Origin of the sequence: Roseimicrobium gellanilyticum (genome assembly GCF_003315205.1) — a bacterium.
Taxonomy (GTDB): Bacteria; Verrucomicrobiota; Verrucomicrobiia; order Verrucomicrobiales; family Verrucomicrobiaceae; genus Roseimicrobium; species Roseimicrobium gellanilyticum.
Genome location: NZ_QNRR01000002.1, coordinates 560,877 through 579,621 on the forward strand (window position 1 = coordinate 560,877; position 18,745 = coordinate 579,621).

Below are 18,745 nucleotides of genomic sequence, written 5' to 3' on the forward strand. Positions count from 1 at the left end.
ATTTGCCACGGTGCGACGACCTATTTTTCGGGAATTTCATTGAGGGTGTAATACGCCACCGGATGCAGCAGTGGTTGCCCCACAGGCGACTTCACACCATCGAGATGCAGCTCATGGATGTGCCCCTTGGTCAGGGGAGAGAGACGCAGGCGCACAGACTTGCCGTCCTTCGCCACTTCTGCGGCGGTGATCTTCGGCAGGACCTCATCTACCTCGGGGCTGCCGTACTCCGCCTGGTAGATGTAGGTGAAGGCGCGAAGACTGTAGCTGGCGGGATTTCCAGCCGTGGCAGGGTCCACCGGTTCAGTGAAGGTGAGCTCGAATCCGTCTGGCTTCGCATGCATTTCGTGAATCTCGAACGGTACCTTGCCGGTCCACTCCAGCTTCTCGAAATCATATGGCTTGCCACCGCGCGCGCCCCATCCACGATCGGAACCACCGACATAGAGGCGGCCTTCGCTGTCCATGCGACCGCCGATGAGGCCGGACTGGAACCCTGAACGGAAGGGGATGACGGCACCCTGCTTCACGCCATTCACCGTTTCGAGGAAGACACGCGAGACATTCGAGTGTGACTGGTCGGCGACGAAGAGCTGCTTCTCGAAGGGGCCGAACTTGCCCTTGGACTCATCGCACACGATGAAGCTGGAGGAGTTGCCAATCTTCCCGTGCACCATGTAGACGGCGGGTGGCACGAGTTCCTTGATACGGGCGCGCTCGGTCACCATGCGGCTCTTGTCATTGGGCTCGACAGGTTTCTTGAGGGAAGTCTTTTCATACCAGCGGAAGCCGCCGGGATGTCCCTGGAAGGTGCCGGGCACCAGATGCTGCAGGGTACAGGAGCCATGCCAGGGGCCCTGGTTGTCCGTGTAATAAACCTCGCCGTCCGCATCAAAGCCGATGCCGCCGGGGGAGCGGATGCCGCTGCAGGTGGGGATGACCTTGCCCTCGGGCGTGATGCGCAGGGCCCAGCCGCGGAAGTCGATGTTGCTGTTGAAGGAACCCGTGAGGCAGAGCGTGACCCAGAGATTGTCGTCCTTGTCGAAGCGGGAGCCGATGGCGTACTCGTGGTAGTCGCCGCTCACGCCCCAGCCATCGCTCACGGGTTCAAAGATGTCTGCGCGTCCATCGCCGTCCTGGTCCTTCAGCCGCACGATCTCATAGCGGATGGTGGCGTAGAGCCAGCCGTCCTTCCACGCGAGGCCCAGCACTTCATGCAGGCCCGAGGCGAAGAGCTGGAATTTGATCTTGCTGGGGTCCGCCTCGCGGGCGTGGTCCACCACCCAGATTTCGCCACGGCGGGTGCCCAGGGCCAGCTTGCCCTCAGGCAGCAGCTCGATGGAGCCCACCTCCATGGCGGTCTCCCTGGGTGTATCATAAGTGGTGATTTTGTAATAGTCGGACTCCTTGGGCGCTTCGGCGGCGTGCGTGGCGACAGCAAAACCGAGCAGGGCCGGAAGGAGCAGGGCTGCGGAACGGAAGTTCATGGGGAGGAGAAAGAAGAAGGAAAAGGGCGGGGGAGAATGAGACGGTGGGAGAGGCAGCTGGTTATTTCGGCCAGGTGTAGGTGACCACGATTTCTGAGGTGGCAGGTACCACGAGGTTCTCGCCCTTTGCCTCAGCGCCCTTCGCGGAGACGAGGAACTGGTTGTTGAAGGTGTTCCCATCCAGGGAGAACTTTGGAGCTTCCACGAGGAAGGCCCCGTCCTTCTGCTGTAGCTTGCCATTGGCCAGGCGGAAGAGTGCGCCGGCGGGAATGTTCCCCTTGAGCTTGATGGTGCGTGTGAGCTTGGCATCCGGGCCGGTGCCGGTGCCGTTTGTGGCAAAGGTGTCTTCCACGGACACGCCATTCCATTCATAGCGGAAGGTGGGCACGCGCTTTGAATCGAGGGTGTATCCCTTCCAGATATACCCATCGTAGCGCTGTTCCTTGTTCCACGTGGGCCAGGAGGCTCCGCTGCTGCCATCCGCGACTGCAAACGCGGGAGTCACCTCCCCCGTGGGACGCAGGACATCGTAGCCCAGCGGTGCCTGGTAACCACCTCCTCGGCTGTTCCAGTGGCGGGCCGCATCCATGAAGGCGCCGCGCCATACCAGCGCGAGATTCATGCTCTCGGCGCTCCAGGCGATATTGATGCCGCCGGGATAGCCCACCGCGATGCCGCGATTGCCCGCGCCAGCAATGAAGTTGCGATAGATCATCGGTTCGCTACCCACGGCGAGTGGCATGCCGAGTGTGTCTGGCTTCTTTTTCGCATCGCCTTCCTTCCAGCCCTTGGGACGCCAGGTGGAGAGGGGAGTGATATCAAAGTCGGTGCCCTTCCACGCAGCGTAGATCTCGATGCCGCCACCCGCCTGGAAGTACTCCAAACGGAACTCATGCTCACCCTGATCGAGTTTCACACCAGCGCTCTTGATGCTTCCGGCAGGGTGGATGCCATCATATTCCACGACCTTTTTGCCATCGATGAGGATTCGTGCGCCATCATCCGACGTGAGGAAGAAGCGGTAGCTGCCCGTGCGCGGAGCGTGAATCTTCGCCGTGTACACCACGCCGAACTGGTTCTTGTAGTCGTCCAGCTTCACCTGGATCAGGTTGTCCTCGATGGTGCCTTCGCGATGTACCTCCGTCAGTTTGGAGAAGTCGGGGAGTTGCTTCCAGTCTCCCAAGTACATCTTGAACTTCAGCTCCTTGAGTCCTTCGCCTTCCGGGATGACCTTCATCTCGCCATTCATGGTCATGGCGTGGCCGGGGAAGGTGCAGACAAAAGGATAGACGCCCGCTTTCTCCGGAGCCGTGAAGCGGATGACCTCTCGCTCCTTGGGGTTCAGCATCTTTGTGTGAAACAGGATGCGAGGATCCTCAGGCAGCCAGTTGCGCTTGAGCGCGAGTTCCGGCGTCTCCATCTGTTTCATGGACAGTTCCACCACATTGGTGCCCGGTTTGCAGAAGACGAGGTTGTGCGGCAGGTCGTCGCCATTCTGAAACACCACCTCCACGGGTTGTCCGGGCCGCACGGTGAACTCGTTCTCATCATACTTCATCTGTGCGGTCATCGTATTGATGCGCACGGTCTGCATTTCCGGGGGCTCTGCGTGAAGGCAGAGAGCGGCGGACAGACACAGGAATGAGGGCAGGAGCTGCTTCATGGGCGAGGTGACTTTTTGCGAAAAGGGTGCGACATAACGAACAGTTTGGGCGGTTTCTATGCGACCTTTGGACGCGTTTTGTTAGAAACCTGCCAAGTGAGGGCACGGACGGGCTTCGGAGGGGATGAAGAAATTTTCTCCGAAAAGATGAAAGCATCCTGAAAAGGTTCTCGTTTTAACTTGCGCACACCGCTGGTATACCAGCAATATGCTACACCGACACTCCCATGTCTGACGCACCCACCGATTCCCTGAGCGACAGGGCCTACCACTATGTCCAGAAGAAGCTCCTCGCCGGGGAGTGGACCGCTGGAGACGTGCTCTCTGAGCTGGCCGTGGCCAAGGAGATGGGTATCAGCCGCACGCCGGTGCGCGAGGCCTTCCGCATGCTGGAGCAGGAGGGCGTGCTGGAGCAGGTGCCCCGCTTCGGCACCCGCGTGAAGGCGCTCGACCGGCGCGACCTGGTGGAACTCTATGAACTGCGCGAGGCTCTGGAGCCCTACGCGGTGTCCCAGGCCGCAGGCAAGCTCTCCGAAGCCGATGCGCACATGCTGGACACCCTCTGTCGGGAGATGAAGTCCGTGGCGGAGGAACTGCGCAGGAAGGGCAAGACGGTGCCCGATGCCGCGATGATGAAACGCCTGCTCTCCGCGGATCTGGCCTTCCACCAACTTCTCATCCGCGCGGCGGGCAACCGTCGTATGATGAAAATTGTGGCGGACAGCCGCCTGCTGGCCCGCATCTTCGCCACGCCCCGCCAGGAGCACGACCTTACCATCATCGAGGAGACGCACCGCTACCACATTCAGATTCTCGATGCGGTGAATGCAGGGAAGGGAGAGGTCGCTCGTACGCTGATGGCCGAGCACATCCGCGCCAGCATGAAGGAATCGCTCGATCACTATGACCAGCAGCGTGCTGCTGCTGAGGCGGATGCCGTGCCACTGGATCTGCCGGATGACATGATGAGCGAGTACCAGCGCATGGAGCGCAACGCCCGTCCCCGCAAACCACAGAAGCCCAGAGCTGCCTGAGTTCGCTCCTGACGCCCCGTTCCCCCTCGTCACAGGCAGCCACCGCTGTTGCATCATTTCCAGCTACTTCTTCCTATTCTGCATCATGACACGCTACACCTCTTCTCTACGCACCTCGTTGTGTGCGCTGCTCGCAGCCACTTCATTCTCGGCAGTCTCTGCGCTGGATCGCCTGGAATACAAGAATCCGGGACTGGCGGTGGACCTGGGCGTGGGACTCTGGGCATGGCCCGTACCGTGTGATGCGGATGGGGACGGGGACTACGACCTGATAGTCTCCTGCCCAGATAAGCCGTTCAACGGCATCTACGTCTTCGAAAATGTAACGGGGGATACGGCGAAGAACAAGATGCCTGTCTTCAAGCCCGGCCCGCGCCTGAGCAAGACCATGCACTACGTGATGCCGAGCTACGCGAAGGATGGCTCCATGCGCGTGCTGACACCTGGGCATGAGCACCTGAACTTTCTCAAGACTGGCCTCGATGAGAAGGTGAAACTTTCCGTGGAGGCGAAGTTCCACAAACCCCAGGGCAAGCAGCCCAAGGGACCCAAGATGCGCCACAACCAGTGGCGCTACGAGGACTACGATGGTGATGGCGTGACCGACCTCATCGTGGCCGTGGAAGACTGGAGCTACTACGGCTGGGATGATGCGTGGAATGCCGAGGGCAAGTGGACGAATGGTCCGCTGCATGGCTGGGTCTACTTCATCAAGAACACCGGCACCACGGAGAAGCCAACGTATGCCGAACCTCAGTTCCTCGAAGCGGATGGAAAGCGACTCGAAACTTTCGGCTGCCCCTCGCCAAACTTCGGGGACTACGATGGCGATGGTGACCTCGATCTGATCTGCGGTGAGTTCCTGGACAAGTTCACCTACTTCGAAAACATCGGCACACGCAAAGAGCCGAAGTACGCGAAGGGCATGAGGCTCAAGGGTGCAGATGGCAAGACTCTCGCCATGGACCTGGAGATGATTGTGCCGGTTGCCTTCGACTGGGATAAGGACGGCGACCTCGATCTCATCGTGGGTGATGAAGACGGCCGCGTCGCCTTCATGGAGAACACAGGCAAGCTTTCTGACAAGCGCGTGCCCGTCTTCAAGGCACCTGCTTACTTCCAGCAGCAAGCTGATACGCTGAAATGCGGCGCCCTCGCCACGCCGGTGGGCGTTGACTGGGATGGCGATGGCGACATGGACATCGTTTCCGGCAACACCGCAGGCTACATCGAGTTCTTCGAGAATCTGAGCGGTCCAAATGTCGCGGTACCCAAGTGGTCCGCACCGAAACGCCTGGAAGCGGGCGGCAAGGTCTTCCGCATTCTCGCCGGACCAAATGGCAGCATCCAGGGACCTGCCGAGGCGAAGTGGGGCTACACCACGCTGAACGTCGCTGACTGGGATGCTGATGGTCTGCCGGACATCCTCGTGAATGGCATCTGGGGCAAGGTGGAACTGCTGAAGAACGTCGGCACTCGGAAGGAGCCGAAGCTCGCCGCACCGCAAGCGATCGAAGTGGAGTGGACAGGTCCTGCTCCCAAGCCCGCTTGGATGTGGTGGAATCCCAAGGGGAAGGACCTGGTCACCCAGTGGCGCACCACCCCTGCGGTGTATGACTTCAACAAGGATGGTCTGCTGGATCTCGCCATGCTGGATCAGGAGGGTTACCTCGCCTTCTTCGAGCGCGCGAAGGTGGATGGCAAACTCGTGCTGAAGGCTCCGCGCCGTGCCTTCGTGGACGAAGCAGGCAAGCCGCTTCAGCTCAATGCCAAGACCGCCGGCGGCAGTGGACGTCGCAAGCTCTGTGTCACCGACTGGGATGGCGATGGCAAGTTCGACTTCCTGCTGAACTCCTCCAACGCCGACTTCCTCAAGCAAGTCGGCGAGAAGGACGGCAACTGGGTGATGAAGAACGCCGGCACGCTCGCTGAACGCAACATCGAGGGCCATGATGTGAGTCCGACCGTGGTGGACTTCGATGGTGACAAGATCCCCGACTTCCTCGGCGGTGCCGAGGATGGCCGCTTCTACTTCATGAAGAATCCTCGCAGCAAATAATCCCTTCGCACTCGCACGCCCCATCACAGTCATGAATCGCTTGCTTCTCACTCTCGCCATTGGCACCCTGCAATGCTCTCTCCAGGGAGCGGAACCTGCTGTGCTCAAACAAGAGTACATCTACGACACCGGCCCCTATCCGCAGATCCATGCGACGACCATTGTCGAGACTCCCACAGGTCTTGTCTCTGCCTGGTTCGGAGGCACGCATGAGAAGAATCCAGATGTGTGCATCTGGGTCTCCCGTCTGGTGGAGGGGAAGTGGACGGAAAGTGTGGAGACGGCGAATGGCGTACAGCCCGACGGCACGCGTCATCCCACATGGAATCCGGTGCTCTTCCAACCTAAGGATGGCCCTCTCATGCTGTTCTACAAAGTTGGTCCAAATCCAGAGCAGTGGTGGGGCGAACTCAAGACCTCCATGGATGGTGGCAAGACCTGGAGCGCGGCACGCAAGCTGCCTGAAGGGATTCTTGGCCCCATCAAGAACAAGCCTGTGCAACTCCCCAACGGAGACATACTGAGCCCCACCAGCAACGAGACCCATGAGAAGCCCAGCAAATGGTCTGTGCACTTCGAGCGCAGTAGCGACCTCGGCAAGACCTGGCAGAAAATCGGACCGGTGCACGATGGCGTGACCATTCAGGCCATCCAGCCCAGCATCTTGAGTCTTGGCAATGACACCCTGCTCGCGCTGGGGCGCTCCCGCCAGGACCGCGTGTTTGAGGTACGCAGCACCGATGGCGGCAAGACGTGGGGGGAGATGACGCTTGGCACATTGCCCAACAACAACAGTGGCACGGACGCCGTCACCCTGAAGGATGGTACCCATCTCATCATCTACAACCACATCGGAGGCACCCCGGGGAAGTGGGGTGGCAAGCGCACGCCGCTCAATCTGGCAGCGTCAAAGGATGCCAGGAATTGGGATGCTGCCTTGGTTCTGGAAAGCGAGCCCGGCGAGTACAGCTACCCAGCCATCATCCAGACAAGCGATGGACTGGTGCACATCACCTACACGTGGAAGCGGCAGAAGGTGAAGCATGTGGTCGTTGATCCCGCGAAGCTGATGCTGAAGCCGATCATCAATGGCGAGTGGCCGAAGTGAAGGCCTGGATGGCAAGCCACACTCCTGCACCCATGAAGGTCTCCTTCGTTTCATTCATGACTGCTGCCTCTTGCGCACTCGTTGAGCCTGCTTGCCTAAGGGCGGCCGATGCTGCGAGTGATGGAGTGGCGACGAATAGCATCGGCATGAAGCTGGTCCACATCGCGCCCGGCAAGTTCCGCATGGGGCAGGACGGACCACTGTCGCAGTACAATCTAAAGAAGGACCCGACGAAGTTCGATGATGCGGACTACGATGAAATGCCGGCGCATGAAGTGGTGCTCACGAAGGCGTTTCATCTGGGTACGACGGAGGTGACCCTTGGACAGTATCGTGAATTCAAACCCGGCTTCGGCAAAGGCGATGACGACGAAGCGGTCATAGGAATCAGTTGGACGGAAGCGAAGGAATTCTGCGCATGGCTTTCGAAGAAGGAAGGCCGCACCTACCGCCTCCCGACCGAGGCGGAGTGGGAATACGCGTGCCGTGCGGGGACGACGACGTTCTTCCATACGGGAGATGCGTTGCCTGCGGGTTTCCACAAGTGGAATCGCGATGCAGGTGGGCGTGGCTTCATCTTCCCGGATGGCAAGCTGCCGGCGGAGTATGCGCCGATTGAAGAGTCGGCCAATTTCACCGTGGGAAAGACGCCAGCCAATGCATGGGGACTCTATGACATGCACGGAAATGTGGCCGAGTGGTGTGAGGATTGGTATGGCCCCTACGAAGGTAGTGAGCAGACAGATCCTCTGGGGCGTGCAGATGGAGACTTTCGCGTGATTCGTGGCGGTAGCCAGTCCGTGCAGACACGCTTGCTCCGCTCCGCCAACCGTGGTGGATGGCTGCCTGATACGAAGAACGATAAGACAGGATTCCGCGTGGTGCTTGGCGAACCTCCACCAGGCAAGCCACTCCCGCTCGCGGCTCCAGCCTTGAATGCGGCGAATGTGAGTCAGAGCTTCCCCAAGATTGAGCGCGCGCGTGTCGACATTCCCTTCTTCTCCGGACCGAAGCCGTACGTGAAGATCCCACCGGATAGCTATGGTCCTCTCTTCACGAGACACAACCACAGCCCCGCCATCGCGGAGTGTCTCAATGGTGACCTGCTGGCTATCTGGTACTCCTGCGTGAATGAGCCGGGCACGGAGCTCAACAACCTCGCCAGTCGCTTGCGCCTCGGCTCGGAGGAATGGGAACCTGCGTCACTCTTCTGGGATGGGCCGGATGTGAACGATCATGGTCCGAAGCTCTGGTGGGATGGAGATCGCACGCTGTACTTTTTCACACGTGGGCTGAACGAAAACCTCATCCGCACTTCCACGGACAACGGCGCGACCTGGAGCAAAGCGCAGACGACCCTGCCGGTGTGCGAATGGGGAAATGCTCCCATCCGCACGAAAGAGGGCTACCTGGTAATAACCACAGACGTGCCGTCCACCACCTTTAACATCAGCCGTGATGGCGGGAAGACCTGGGCCTCTCCAGTTATTGCTGAGAAGTCGAAGCAGAATCGCAGAGGCAGTGGTGCACGGCATGTGGGCATCCATGCACCCATCGTCCAGCTTGCTGATGGAAGGCTGATGACCGTGGGACGCCAGGATGATGTGAAGGACCAGGCAAGATATGAAGGCAAGACATCCGTGAGCTACACCAGCGACTGGGGACAAACATGGACGTATGACACGATTGATTTCCCCGCAATCAGCACCGTGCAGCGTCCTGTTCTTATGCGCTTGAAGGAGGGACCTCTGCTCTTCTGCTCCTACACCGACCCGATTCGTGAATGGAAGAATCGCAAGGGCATGAAGTTCAAGAACAGCTCCGGTGGCGAGTTTACCGGCTACGGTCTCTTTGCCGCGCTTTCCTTTGACGAAGGCAAGACCTGGCCGGTGCGGCGTCTCATCACGAAGGGTGGTGAGAAACGCACGCTCAACACCATCGATCGCGGCATGTTCGAGATGAGTGATACCATGGCAGAGCCCCAAGGCTACCTCGCCGCCACGCAGACGCGTGATGACCACATCCAGCTCATCACGAGCAAGAATCACTACGTCTTCAATCTCGCCTGGCTGAAGTCGCTGCCTGCCGTGCCGGCAGATTGATTGCTTTATCGGTGACATTCAATTCGAATGACCTTGCATATTCGACCTGCAGAACAAACCCACCGCGTTGTCATGAGCTATCTCCGGTCGCGCCCTGAAGGGGCGCAGGAGCCCAGCCCAGGGTTAGGGAGCCTTGGCGACCGACACCCTGGGTGGGCAGCAATAGGGAACTCGACTCTGAAGGAGTCGCGGAGTTGTTCAATTCGGTATGCAGCATTGCAGAACCAGCGCCTTTCTTTTGCGCAGTCTATTTCACACGGCTCGATAGCACTCATGAAGTCCATCCGTTGTTGCCTGTCGCTGCCATTGTTTCTGTTCATTCTGGGGGTGTCGTCACCTGCCCAGGATTCGAAGCCCCTGCCTCCCATGCTCCATCTCCCCGGCTCAGAGGGAGATGAGTCAAAGATCGAATATGACACCCTGCCGTTGCTCAGCGGCGCCCACTCCGTCGTCTGTGCTCCAGACTCGCAGTGGAAGTTCCAACTGCACAATTACCTCCTGCACCATGATGGCAAGTTCTGGTGCATGTGGAGCCATGGGCCGGTGGTAGAAGATGTGCCCACGCAACATGTGCGTTACGCCACCAGCGAGGATGGATTGAAGTGGAGCGAATCCAAGATGCTGAGTGGTCCGCCCGCGGAAGGTCGAGCTTACATCGCGCGTGGCTTCTGGGTGCGGGATGGTGAACTGCTCGCACTCGCCGCCAGCTACAAGGGGAAGGGCGCCTTCGGCGTGGACAAAGACCTGAAGCTTGTCGCCTTCGCCTACAACAAGGCGGATGACTCTTGGAAGGAGAAAGGCGTGCTCTATGAGAATGCCATCAACAACTTCACCCCGCAGAGGCTCTCCACCGGGGAGTGGATGATGACCCGCCGTGATGCACGTTTTAACGTATCCATGCTCATCGGTGGCACGAAGGCGCTCAATGACTGGCAGGCCTTTCCCGTGGTGGATCGCAAAGAAGCCATGGCCACCAGCAAGTTCAGCCCAGACGAGCCCGTGTGGTGGGAGCAGCAGGATGGGACCCTCGTCTCTGCCATTCGTGACAATGGTGGCTCCCTGCGCCTTTTCCGTTCGGTATCCCGTGATCACGGCCACACCTGGAGCGCACCGGAGAAGACGAACTATCCCAATGCGACCAGCAAACTCTTCACCCTGCAAACCAGCCGGGGCTTCCGCGTGCTCGTCTCGAATGCCAATCCCAAGATTGGCCGCCGTGAGATGCACCTCGCCGTTTCACAGGATGGCCTCACCTTCACCCGCATGGCTCTGCTGGGCATCCCACAGGACAAGCCTTCCACGCTGCAGTATCCCCACGTCATCGAGCATGAGGGCAGCTTATACATTGCTTACTCGCGCACCAAGGCCAACACAGAGCTGCTGAAGGTCTCGCTGGATGATGTGGAGCGCTTGCTGAAAGGCGAGCTTCCTGCACGGCAGCCCGTCGCCATCAGCGCGCCTGCCAGACCCGCGGACAGCGCGACGGTACTGGCCATTCCAAATCTCGTAGCGTTTTGGGACTTCCAGGAAATCGCCGGACAAGCCAGAGCCTCGAAGGGTGGAGACCACGCCTATGCACTACAGGAAATGCAAGGCCCGGTCGCTCAGGTGGAGGATGGTGTCTTTGGTCCGTATGCCGCACGCATCAAACGAGGTCAATGGCTCATGGTACCTCGCAAGGACATGGGAGCGCTGGATATTCATGGCAAGGATGCTCAGGTCACCGTGGTAGCTTGGGTGAAGCGCGGGGATAAGGCCTCCTGGCAGGCCATCGGCGGCGTGTGGGATGAGACGCGGAAGAAGCGGCAGTACTGTCTTTTCCTCAATGCGCCTCGCGGCACGAAGGCGGATGAGATGAAGCGGTATCCGCTGGCCAATCGCATCCATGGCCATGTCTCCGCAGTGGGAGGTCCCACACCGGGCGACGAGTTCTGCATTACCTACTCCAGCGGCGCCACGGAGATTCCGTTCAATTCATGGCAGTGCCTCGCCATGAGCTATGATGGCAAGGCCTCGCGTGTCTTTGTGAATGGGAAGCTCGACTCGCTGGAGCAGTACAACCCCTTTCCGTATCCCGATGGTCTGTTCGATGGCGGTGCGGATGGCGCTGACTTCACCGTGGGCGCAGTGCATCGTGGCGGCTCCTGGGGGAACTTCTTTGATGGGCGCATGGGCGGTCTCGCCATCTTCAACCGTGCCTTGAGTGAAGACGAATTGGCGAAGCTGGCAGCCCTGACTCCCAAGCAAAACACCAAGCCCAAGCCTGTGGTCAAGTCAGGTGACCAGTCTGCTGCCGTTGACCGTGCCAAGCGCGAGTGACGAGAATACGCCGCTGTCTCCATCATCTCCGCACCTTCCTCATGACTGCCTCCTTTCCGTCTTCTTCCACCCTTCGCTACGCGTGGATCATCGTTGCTCTGCTGTTTCCTGTTGCGCTGCTGAACTATCTTGACCGGCAGATGATTGCCTCCATGAAGGTGTCCGTGATGAAGGACATCCCTTCGGTGGGATCGGAGGAGAACTGGGGGCACATGCTGGCGCAGTTCAAGTGGGTGTACGCCTTCTTCAGTCCCATCGGTGGGTACATCGCTGACCGTTTCAGCAAGCGCTACACCATTTGCACGAGTCTCTTTGTGTGGTCGGCGATTACCTGGTGGACGGGCCATGCTTCCAGCTTTCAGGAACTCATGTGGGCGCGCTCCCTCATGGGCATCAGCGAAGCGTTCTACATTCCTGCCGCCCTGGCACTCATTGCGGACTACCACAGCACTCTCACTCGTTCGCGCGCGGTGAGCATCCACCAGATGGGTATCTACTGCGGTGTCATCGTGGGTGGTTTTGCAGGTTATGTGGCGGACGCTCCGAGCCTGGGGTGGCGCTGGGCATTCGATGTGACGGGTATCGTCGGGGTGCTGTATGCCATTCCGCTTCTGATCTTCTTAAGGGACAAGTCGCGCTTCGGGACTGGCGATGCTGCGGCTGCTGCGGAGCCCGTTCAGGAGAATGAACTCAGCAAGTTGGGCAGGGCGTTGCGGCTCCTCTTTGGGAATGCCTCCTTCATCCTCCTCGTGCTCTACTTCACCTTGCCTGCCATCGCGGCCTGGGTGGTGCGCGATTGGATGCCCGCCATTCTGCAGAAGGAGTTCAACATCTCCCAAGGCAAGGCGGGCGTCTCCGCCGCTCTCTACTGGCAGGCCGCTGCGCTGGTCTCTGCCATCTTCGCCGGATGGCTGGCGGACAGGTGGATGCGCCGCACGCAGCGTGGCCGCATCTACGTGAGCGCGCTCGGCATGGCGTTAATCGTGCCTGCACTCTTCAGCGTGGGGAATGCTCCCGGCATGCATTCCTTTGGTCTGGCCATCTTTGGCCTCATCCTTTTTGGCATGGGTTGGGGATTCTTTGACATCAACAACATGCCGATCCTCTCGCAGATTGTGCGTCCCGACCTGCGAGCCACCGGCTACGGCATCATGAATTTTGTGAGCATGATGTTCGGCGGCGTGGCGGACTGGAGCTTTGGCTACATGCGCGACCGCCATGTGCCGCTCAATGTCATCTTCACCGCTTTCGCCGGTGTGTGCGTCCTGTCTGCGCTGTTGGTGCTCATGATCCGTCCGCGCGACACGGAGACATCTCATTCCCAGAACTGACCCATTCATGACCCAAGCAGCCTCGCCCGCCTACCGCGGCATCATCCCGCCCATCATCACTCCCCTCAAAGATCGCGACACGCTTGATGTCGCCGGACTGGAGAGGCTCGTCGAGCACATGCTGGGTGGGGGAGTGCATGGCATCTTTGCCCTCGGCACCACGGGAGAGGCGCCGAGCCTGAGCTACCGTCTGCGGCGGGAGATGGTGGAGCGCACCTGCAAGCTGGTAGCGGGTCGCGTTCCGGTGCTCGTGGGAATCACAGACACGTCCTTCGTGGAGAGCGTGGAGCTGGCCCGTTTCTCCGCGGAGCAGGGTGTGAAGGCCGTGGTGCTCTCCGCGCCTTATTACTTCCCCGTGGGTCAGCCAGAACTGGTGGAGTACGTGGAAGACCTCGTGCCGGAACTGCCGCTGCCCGTCTTCCTCTACAACATGCCCAGCCATACGAAGGTGACCTTCGAGCTGGATACCGTGCGCCGCGCCATGCAGCTCCCCGGCGTCGTGGGGCTCAAGGACAGCTCGGGCAATATGGTGTATTATCATCAACTGGTCCGCGAGCTGGCCCAGCGCCCTGACTGGAGTCTGCTGGTGGGGCCGGAGGAACTGCTGGGAGAAAGCGTCCTGCTCGGCGGCCACGGCGGTGTGTGTGGCGGAGCAAATCTCTGCCCGCGTCTTTATGTCGCCCTTTATGAGGCTGCGGTGCGGAACGACGTGCATCGCGTGATGGAACTGCACGCGCAGGTGATGCGCATCTCTTGCACCGTTTACAAGGTGGGCCGCTATGGCTCCGCCTTCATCAAGAGCGTGAAGTGCGCCCTGAGCGTGCTTGGGATCTGTGATGACTTTCTGGCCGAACCCTTCCACCGCTTCCGCGAGCAGGAGCGTGAACGTGTCGGCGCCTTCCTCACCGAGTTCGGCATCACGCGCGATCGTGCCTGGCCTGCGGCAGCCAATCTCGTTTCCTGAGCAACGAAAGCCACCCGTGATCATGATCCGAGTATCACTGCCACAACCGACCGGGATCAGCATCTCGCGCGAGTATGGCTGGCTTGGGAAGGCGGGTCTTTCTGCGTAAGGACAGCAAACCACTGGTGGTCATGCCTCGTGAATTACACCCACAATATCAGGATGATCCTGGACGGGCACATCGACACAATCGCGCGCACATGGACACTCCCGATTCGGAAACTCAGTCGCGAAGCGACGACCGCATCTTAGCCTGGCCTTTCAAGGCCGGGTTGTCCCCAGAAACCCATCGTGTCGCGGAGCGACACCCGAACCCGTGGCGATCACGAACCCGTGTCCGCCTACCGGTTCGCACTTCGTTTTGCATGCCATTGTTGGCGACCGTACCACGAACAACTTAACGCTTGTTTCAATAATTGTATCGATGCAAATTCGGTGTGAACAAACTCGTCCCTCTCATCATGGCATGTGCCACCAACGATGCGGCCCCCAAACAGCCTCGCACCGGTCCTTGATACCCAACGCACTGCTCCAAAAACGATAGTTCGTTCTGCCAAATTCTGACTTTTCGGCCCCTTCGTCTCTCACTCGCCGCCTCCTTCTCCAAGCCCCATCTTCTAACCTTCCTCTGCCATGCCCAAAGCAAGCCGCAAAAAGCCATTCGCATCCCTCCGTCCCGCCGTGCAACTCATCGCCAGCGGTGACCTCCGTCTCTCCGCAAACCAGACCTGCTGGCCGGCGCAGCATGCCATGGAGACGGCACTGGGCGAAGCGCTCGCCGCAGAGGGATTCGATCTCGTCCGCTCACATCCGTACAAGGAAGATGAGAAGCACGGCTTCATCGCCAGCCAGCGCGAGGGCATCGAAGTCTTCCGCAGCATCGATCCCGACGCGCCGCTCATTGTGGCAGAGGCGGTGTGGCAGTATTCGCACCATGTGCTGGCAGGACTCACCACCCATCGTGGCCCCATCCTCACCGTGGCGAATTGGTCCGGCCAGTGGCCTGGTCTCGTGGGCATGCTGAATCTCAATGGCTCCCTCACCAAGGCCGGAGTGCGCTACTCCACGCTGTGGAGCTTGGATTTCACGGACGCCTTCTTCAAGAGCAAGCTGCGCCAGTGGCTGAAGACTGGCAAGGTGACGCATGACCTCAGCCATGTGAAGAAACTGGACAAGGTAAAGGTGCCCGCGCAATCCGCAAAACTGGGCGCCCACCTCGGGCAGGAATTGCGCTCTCAGAAGGCCATCCTCGGCATCTTCGATGAAGGTTGCATGGGCATGTTCAACGCCATCATCCCGGACCACGCCTTGCACGCGTGTGGTGTCTTCAAGGAACGCCTCAGCCAGTCCTCACTCTTCTACGAAACCATGAAGACTCCAGATGACGAGGCCCATGCGGTGCTCGCGTGGCTGGAGAAGAAGGGAATGAAATTCCACTTCGGCAAGGATCACGCCACCGAGCTCACGCGCGAGCAGGTGCTCCTGCAGTGCAAGATGTACATCGCCGCCCTGCGCATCGCCGATGATTTCGGCTGTGACTCCATTGGCATCCAGTACCAGCAGGGGCTCAAGGATCTGCTTCCCGCGAGTGACCTCGTGGAAGGCACGCTCAACAATGCCGACCGACCCCCGGTCACCAGCCGCGATGGTACCCATGTCCTCTACAAGGGTGAGCCTCTCGTCCATTTCAATGAGGTGGACGAATGCGCGGGCCTCGATGGCTTGATGACCTGCCGCGTGCATCAGGCACTCGGGCAGCCCGTGGAATCCACGCTGCACGACGTGCGCTGGGGTGAGCAGTATGGCGATGACTACGTGTGGGTGCTGCTCATCAGTGGCGCCGCGCCACCGGCGCACTTCATCAAGGGATGGAAGGGAGCCGATGGCCACCGCCAGCCCACGATGTATTTCCCCAATGGCGGCAGCACCTTGCGTGGTGTCTCGAAGCCGGGCGAGATCGTGTGGTCACGCATCTACGTGGAGAACGAAACCCTGCACATGGACATCGGCCGTGGTGGTGTGGTGGAGCTCCCGAAGGCCGAAACCGAACGACGCTGGCAGGCCACCACGCCGCAGTGGCCCATCATGCATGCGGTGACCTATGGCGTGAGCCGGGATCAACTCATGGCCAAGCACAAGGCCAATCACATTCAGGTGGCCTATGCCAATGATGCGAAGGCAGCGGACCATTGCCTTTTCACCAAGGCCGCCTTCGCGCGCGAACTCGGCATCAAGGTGAACGTGTGCGGCTCGCGGACCCGTACCAAGGGATGGTGAGCTGAGGAAGAAAGTAGTCCGCCGAGCCTCGGCGGTGCGTGACAAGCACCAATGACAGCAACCCAACTTCTGGGGTGCATCAACGCTGTTGTGTCATTGGAAATTCAGGAGACGCCCTGACCGCCGAAGCTCGGCGGATTACTTTCCCAACCGTAGTTCCAGAATATCCTCCTCGCCATCGATCTCATCGATGTGCGATGCAATCTTCACAAAACCAAGTTGTGCGGCGAGGGCCTGTGACGGCAAGTTGTCTGGCCGGATGGTCATGATGAACTCGGTGACGCCATGGTTGTCGGTGGCCCAGTGCATCATGGCTTTCGCCGCTTCGCGGGCGTAGCCCTTGCGTCGGTACTCGGGGAACACGCTGAACCCAAACTCCACCGCGTAGGGCGAGTAGGGCTGTAGATACTCGGGCGCTGGAGCCGTGTGAAAGCCGATGTCACCCACCATCGTGCGGGTCTCGCGGTCGACCATGGCCCGCATGAGCCAGGGTTGGAGGTTTGGGTCAGCCTCGAGCTGGCCGATTCTCAGGTCCAATACATAGCGGTAATCGGGTTCTGGCCACTCCGGAGGCACCGTGGCGCCCAGGATCCATGAGCACTGGTCGGTGTCATGCGCGAGCGAGGCACGCATGAAATCCAGCGTGAAAGGCACAAGGTCGAGACGTGATGAAGCGATGAGCATCAAGGACTCACTACGAATGGCACAGCGGGGATGTGGCGTCCACAGCGGCGGCGTTCGGAGATTGAAAGATAAGTCTTGCCTCCATTGAACGTATTGTGACAAGATAGTACGAACCTGCTATTGCCATGAACTCGACTTCCTCAACTGTGGAGGGCGCGGGACTGGTGCCGGGGCTGCCCGCCTTTCTAGACGGCTACCCAGACGGCACACGGATGTTGCTTGAAGCCAAGGCCTTTCAACCCGTTGCGCATGCGCCTATTTTCAAGGCGTTCTGCAGAGTGGCGGGACCGGCCCTGGACTGGCTGAAGCATCCGACGAACTCGGCCATCGCCATCGCCTGCACGCTCGCTGCGCCGCTCATCGGGCTGATGCTGTTGCCGCTGTTCCTGATCCTCCTGCCTGCCGCGCTGATTCTCGGATTCATCGGGATCGCCGCAGCTTCCATCAACACGGATAGCTGACGCGCCCTGTCACTCCGAGACCCTCCGGTGATTTTTTACGTCTCGCGAAGAGCGGAGGCGATGGGGAGCCTTGCAGCACGAATGGCAGGGAAGATGCCTCCGAGCAGGCCCAACACGCTCGCCCAGATGATGGCGAGTATGAGCAGGGTAGGGGTGACCGCGAAGGCGAAGGACACCTGGCTGAAAGTCTGGAAGTTCATGGTCGCTGCTTGATAGCCATCGAAGAGCAGCCAGGCCAGCCCGGCGCCGAGAGCGCCACCGGCGAGAGCCAGCACGAGCGACTCCGCCAGCACCGACATCACCACCGGGAGAGAGCCGAATCCCAGCGCTCTGAGGGTGGCAATCTCCCGCGTGCGTGAGGATACCGCGCTGTACATCGTGTTGAGCGCACCAAAGAGAGCACCGAGCGCCATCATCCCTGCGATGAACTTGCCGATGCTCGTGATGAAGTCGGAGGTGGCGGTGGATTGCTCTGCGTAGAATTCTTTCAAGGTATGCACCTTGATCTTGAGCTGCGGATTGGTCGTCAGTGCGTCTTTGAATTCGGAGAACGAACCCACCGAGGCGAGGCGGACATACACTGACTGGAAGGCATTGGGCCGGTTGTAAGCGGGCTGCAGCACGGCCGCGTCCGTCCAGAGTTCAGACTCGGCTGCTCCACCGCCGGAGGTGAAGATCCCGACCACTTCCCAGGTGTTCACTCCGATCTTGAGTGAATTTCCCACGGTCAATCCGCCAAAGGCCCTCGCAGCCCCGGCGCCGACCATGATTTCATTCTTGCCGAACTCAATGCGGCGTCCCTGCACCATCTGGATGTTTCCCCGAATGTCGAAGGCAGTCGGTTCTACGCCACGCAGCGGCACATTCGCAGGAGTGCCCGTGGTGATCTTCGGCAGGTCGATGATGACGAAGAGTTCCGCGGAGGCGAGGGGGGCATCATTGGCACGCGCCACACCGGGAGTGTCGCTGATGAGTCGTGCTTCGTCTTTGGTGAGATTGCTGGTCATCTCATTATCCGCACCACTGCGCATGACGATGGCCACATCTTCAGAACCGGAAGCCGTCATGGCATGACGGAAACCTTCTGCTATGGACAACACACCGACGAGGGTGCCCACTACACCCGCGATGCCGATCGCGGCGGAAGTGGAGGCACCCAGACGCGCCGGGATCGTGCGGATGCTGAAGCCAACCACGGAGACAATTTGCTGAAGCAAGTTCATCTTGAAAAGGGAGTTGAGTCGGTCCGGGGAGGA

Annotated in this window: 13 protein-coding genes; 9 read left to right on the plus strand and 4 right to left on the minus strand. The window is 59.8% G+C overall.

Annotation, left to right across the window (positions count from 1 at the left end; translation table 11 throughout):
- Window positions 1-20: 20 nt before the first annotated feature.
- Both DES53_RS07485 and DES53_RS07490 read right to left on the minus strand, forming a co-directional pair.
- On the minus strand, window positions 21-1,487 hold the full coding sequence (locus DES53_RS07485; RefSeq protein WP_113957609.1) for a DUF7133 domain-containing protein: 1,467 nt from the start codon (window positions 1,485-1,487) through the stop codon (window positions 21-23).
- Between the two features lie 61 nt (window positions 1,488-1,548).
- Window positions 1,549-3,150, minus strand: a complete 1,602-nt coding sequence (locus DES53_RS07490; protein ID WP_113957610.1) for a PA14 domain-containing protein — start codon at window positions 3,148-3,150, stop codon at window positions 1,549-1,551.
- A 227-nt stretch (window positions 3,151-3,377) separates the two neighbouring features.
- Between DES53_RS07490 and DES53_RS07495 the strand changes: the two genes are divergently transcribed.
- The 8 genes from DES53_RS07495 to DES53_RS07530 all read left to right on the plus strand — a co-directional run bounded on the left by DES53_RS07495 (window position 3,378) and on the right by DES53_RS07530 (window position 16,344).
- Window positions 3,378-4,184, plus strand: a complete 807-nt coding sequence (locus DES53_RS07495) for a GntR family transcriptional regulator (RefSeq protein WP_113957611.1) — start codon at window positions 3,378-3,380, stop codon at window positions 4,182-4,184.
- A gap of 85 nt (window positions 4,185-4,269) precedes the next feature.
- Window positions 4,270-6,243 carry an FG-GAP repeat domain-containing protein gene (locus DES53_RS07500; protein ID WP_113957612.1) on the plus strand — a complete coding sequence of 658 codons (1,974 nt, stop codon included), beginning with the start codon at window positions 4,270-4,272 and terminating at the stop codon, window positions 6,241-6,243.
- A gap of 31 nt (window positions 6,244-6,274) precedes the next feature.
- Window positions 6,275-7,351: a sialidase family protein gene (locus DES53_RS07505; protein WP_113957613.1), complete on the plus strand. Its 1,077-nt coding sequence runs from the start codon at window positions 6,275-6,277 to the stop codon at window positions 7,349-7,351.
- Window positions 7,352-7,497: 146 nt separating this feature from the next.
- The gene (locus DES53_RS07510; protein ID WP_170156937.1) at window positions 7,498-9,453 is read left to right on the plus strand and encodes an SUMF1/EgtB/PvdO family nonheme iron enzyme; all 1,956 of its coding nucleotides are present in this window, start codon (window positions 7,498-7,500) and stop codon (window positions 9,451-9,453) included.
- A 366-nt stretch (window positions 9,454-9,819) separates the two neighbouring features.
- Window positions 9,820-11,772 carry an exo-alpha-sialidase gene (locus DES53_RS33440; protein WP_211325478.1) on the plus strand — a complete coding sequence of 651 codons (1,953 nt, stop codon included), beginning with the start codon at window positions 9,820-9,822 and terminating at the stop codon, window positions 11,770-11,772.
- A gap of 41 nt (window positions 11,773-11,813) precedes the next feature.
- Window positions 11,814-13,103, plus strand: coding sequence for an MFS transporter (locus DES53_RS07520; RefSeq protein WP_113957616.1), 1,290 nt, complete (start codon window positions 11,814-11,816; stop codon window positions 13,101-13,103).
- 7 nt (window positions 13,104-13,110) lie between these two features.
- The gene (locus DES53_RS07525) at window positions 13,111-14,067 is read left to right on the plus strand and encodes a dihydrodipicolinate synthase family protein (protein WP_113957617.1); all 957 of its coding nucleotides are present in this window, start codon (window positions 13,111-13,113) and stop codon (window positions 14,065-14,067) included.
- 633 nt (window positions 14,068-14,700) lie between these two features.
- Entirely contained in the window at window positions 14,701-16,344 is a 1,644-nt protein-coding gene (locus tag DES53_RS07530; RefSeq protein ID WP_113957618.1) for an L-fucose/L-arabinose isomerase family protein, read from the plus strand.
- A gap of 138 nt (window positions 16,345-16,482) precedes the next feature.
- Here the strand turns inward: DES53_RS07530 and DES53_RS07535 are convergent, their stop codons facing one another.
- Window positions 16,483-17,028 carry a GNAT family N-acetyltransferase gene (locus DES53_RS07535; protein ID WP_113957619.1) on the minus strand — a complete coding sequence of 182 codons (546 nt, stop codon included), beginning with the start codon at window positions 17,026-17,028 and terminating at the stop codon, window positions 16,483-16,485.
- 125 nt (window positions 17,029-17,153) lie between these two features.
- Here DES53_RS07535 and DES53_RS07540 point away from each other — a divergent pair, with 125 nt between their 5' ends.
- Window positions 17,154-17,489 carry a hypothetical protein gene (locus DES53_RS07540; RefSeq protein ID WP_147263269.1) on the plus strand — a complete coding sequence of 112 codons (336 nt, stop codon included), beginning with the start codon at window positions 17,154-17,156 and terminating at the stop codon, window positions 17,487-17,489.
- Window positions 17,490-17,524: 35 nt separating this feature from the next.
- Here the strand turns inward: DES53_RS07540 and DES53_RS07545 are convergent, their stop codons facing one another.
- Window positions 17,525-18,712: an ABC transporter permease gene (locus DES53_RS07545; RefSeq protein WP_113957621.1), complete on the minus strand. Its 1,188-nt coding sequence runs from the start codon at window positions 18,710-18,712 to the stop codon at window positions 17,525-17,527.
- Window positions 18,713-18,745 lie beyond the last annotated feature (33 nt).

What these genes read in the sequence shown, in the direction of transcription:
- DES53_RS07485 (WP_113957609.1), bottom strand. Translation starts at nt 1,487, where the DNA reads ATGAACTTCCGTTCCGCAGCCCTGCTCCTTCCGGCCCTGCTCGGTTTT.
- DES53_RS07490 (WP_113957610.1), bottom strand. Translation starts at nt 3,150, where the DNA reads ATGAAGCAGCTCCTGCCCTCATTCCTGTGTCTGTCCGCCGCTCTCTGC.
- DES53_RS07495 (WP_113957611.1), top strand. Translation starts at nt 3,378, where the DNA reads ATGTCTGACGCACCCACCGATTCCCTGAGCGACAGGGCCTACCACTAT.
- DES53_RS07500 (WP_113957612.1), top strand. Translation starts at nt 4,270, where the DNA reads ATGACACGCTACACCTCTTCTCTACGCACCTCGTTGTGTGCGCTGCTC.
- DES53_RS07505 (WP_113957613.1), top strand. Translation starts at nt 6,275, where the DNA reads ATGAATCGCTTGCTTCTCACTCTCGCCATTGGCACCCTGCAATGCTCT.
- DES53_RS07510 (WP_170156937.1), top strand. Translation starts at nt 7,498, where the DNA reads ATGAAGCTGGTCCACATCGCGCCCGGCAAGTTCCGCATGGGGCAGGAC.
- DES53_RS33440 (WP_211325478.1), top strand. Translation starts at nt 9,820, where the DNA reads ATGCTCCATCTCCCCGGCTCAGAGGGAGATGAGTCAAAGATCGAATAT.
- DES53_RS07520 (WP_113957616.1), top strand. Translation starts at nt 11,814, where the DNA reads ATGACTGCCTCCTTTCCGTCTTCTTCCACCCTTCGCTACGCGTGGATC.
- DES53_RS07525 (WP_113957617.1), top strand. Translation starts at nt 13,111, where the DNA reads ATGACCCAAGCAGCCTCGCCCGCCTACCGCGGCATCATCCCGCCCATC.
- DES53_RS07530 (WP_113957618.1), top strand. Translation starts at nt 14,701, where the DNA reads ATGCCCAAAGCAAGCCGCAAAAAGCCATTCGCATCCCTCCGTCCCGCC.
- DES53_RS07535 (WP_113957619.1), bottom strand. Translation starts at nt 17,028, where the DNA reads ATGCTCATCGCTTCATCACGTCTCGACCTTGTGCCTTTCACGCTGGAT.
- DES53_RS07540 (WP_147263269.1), top strand. Translation starts at nt 17,154, where the DNA reads ATGAACTCGACTTCCTCAACTGTGGAGGGCGCGGGACTGGTGCCGGGG.
- DES53_RS07545 (WP_113957621.1), bottom strand. Translation starts at nt 18,712, where the DNA reads ATGAACTTGCTTCAGCAAATTGTCTCCGTGGTTGGCTTCAGCATCCGC.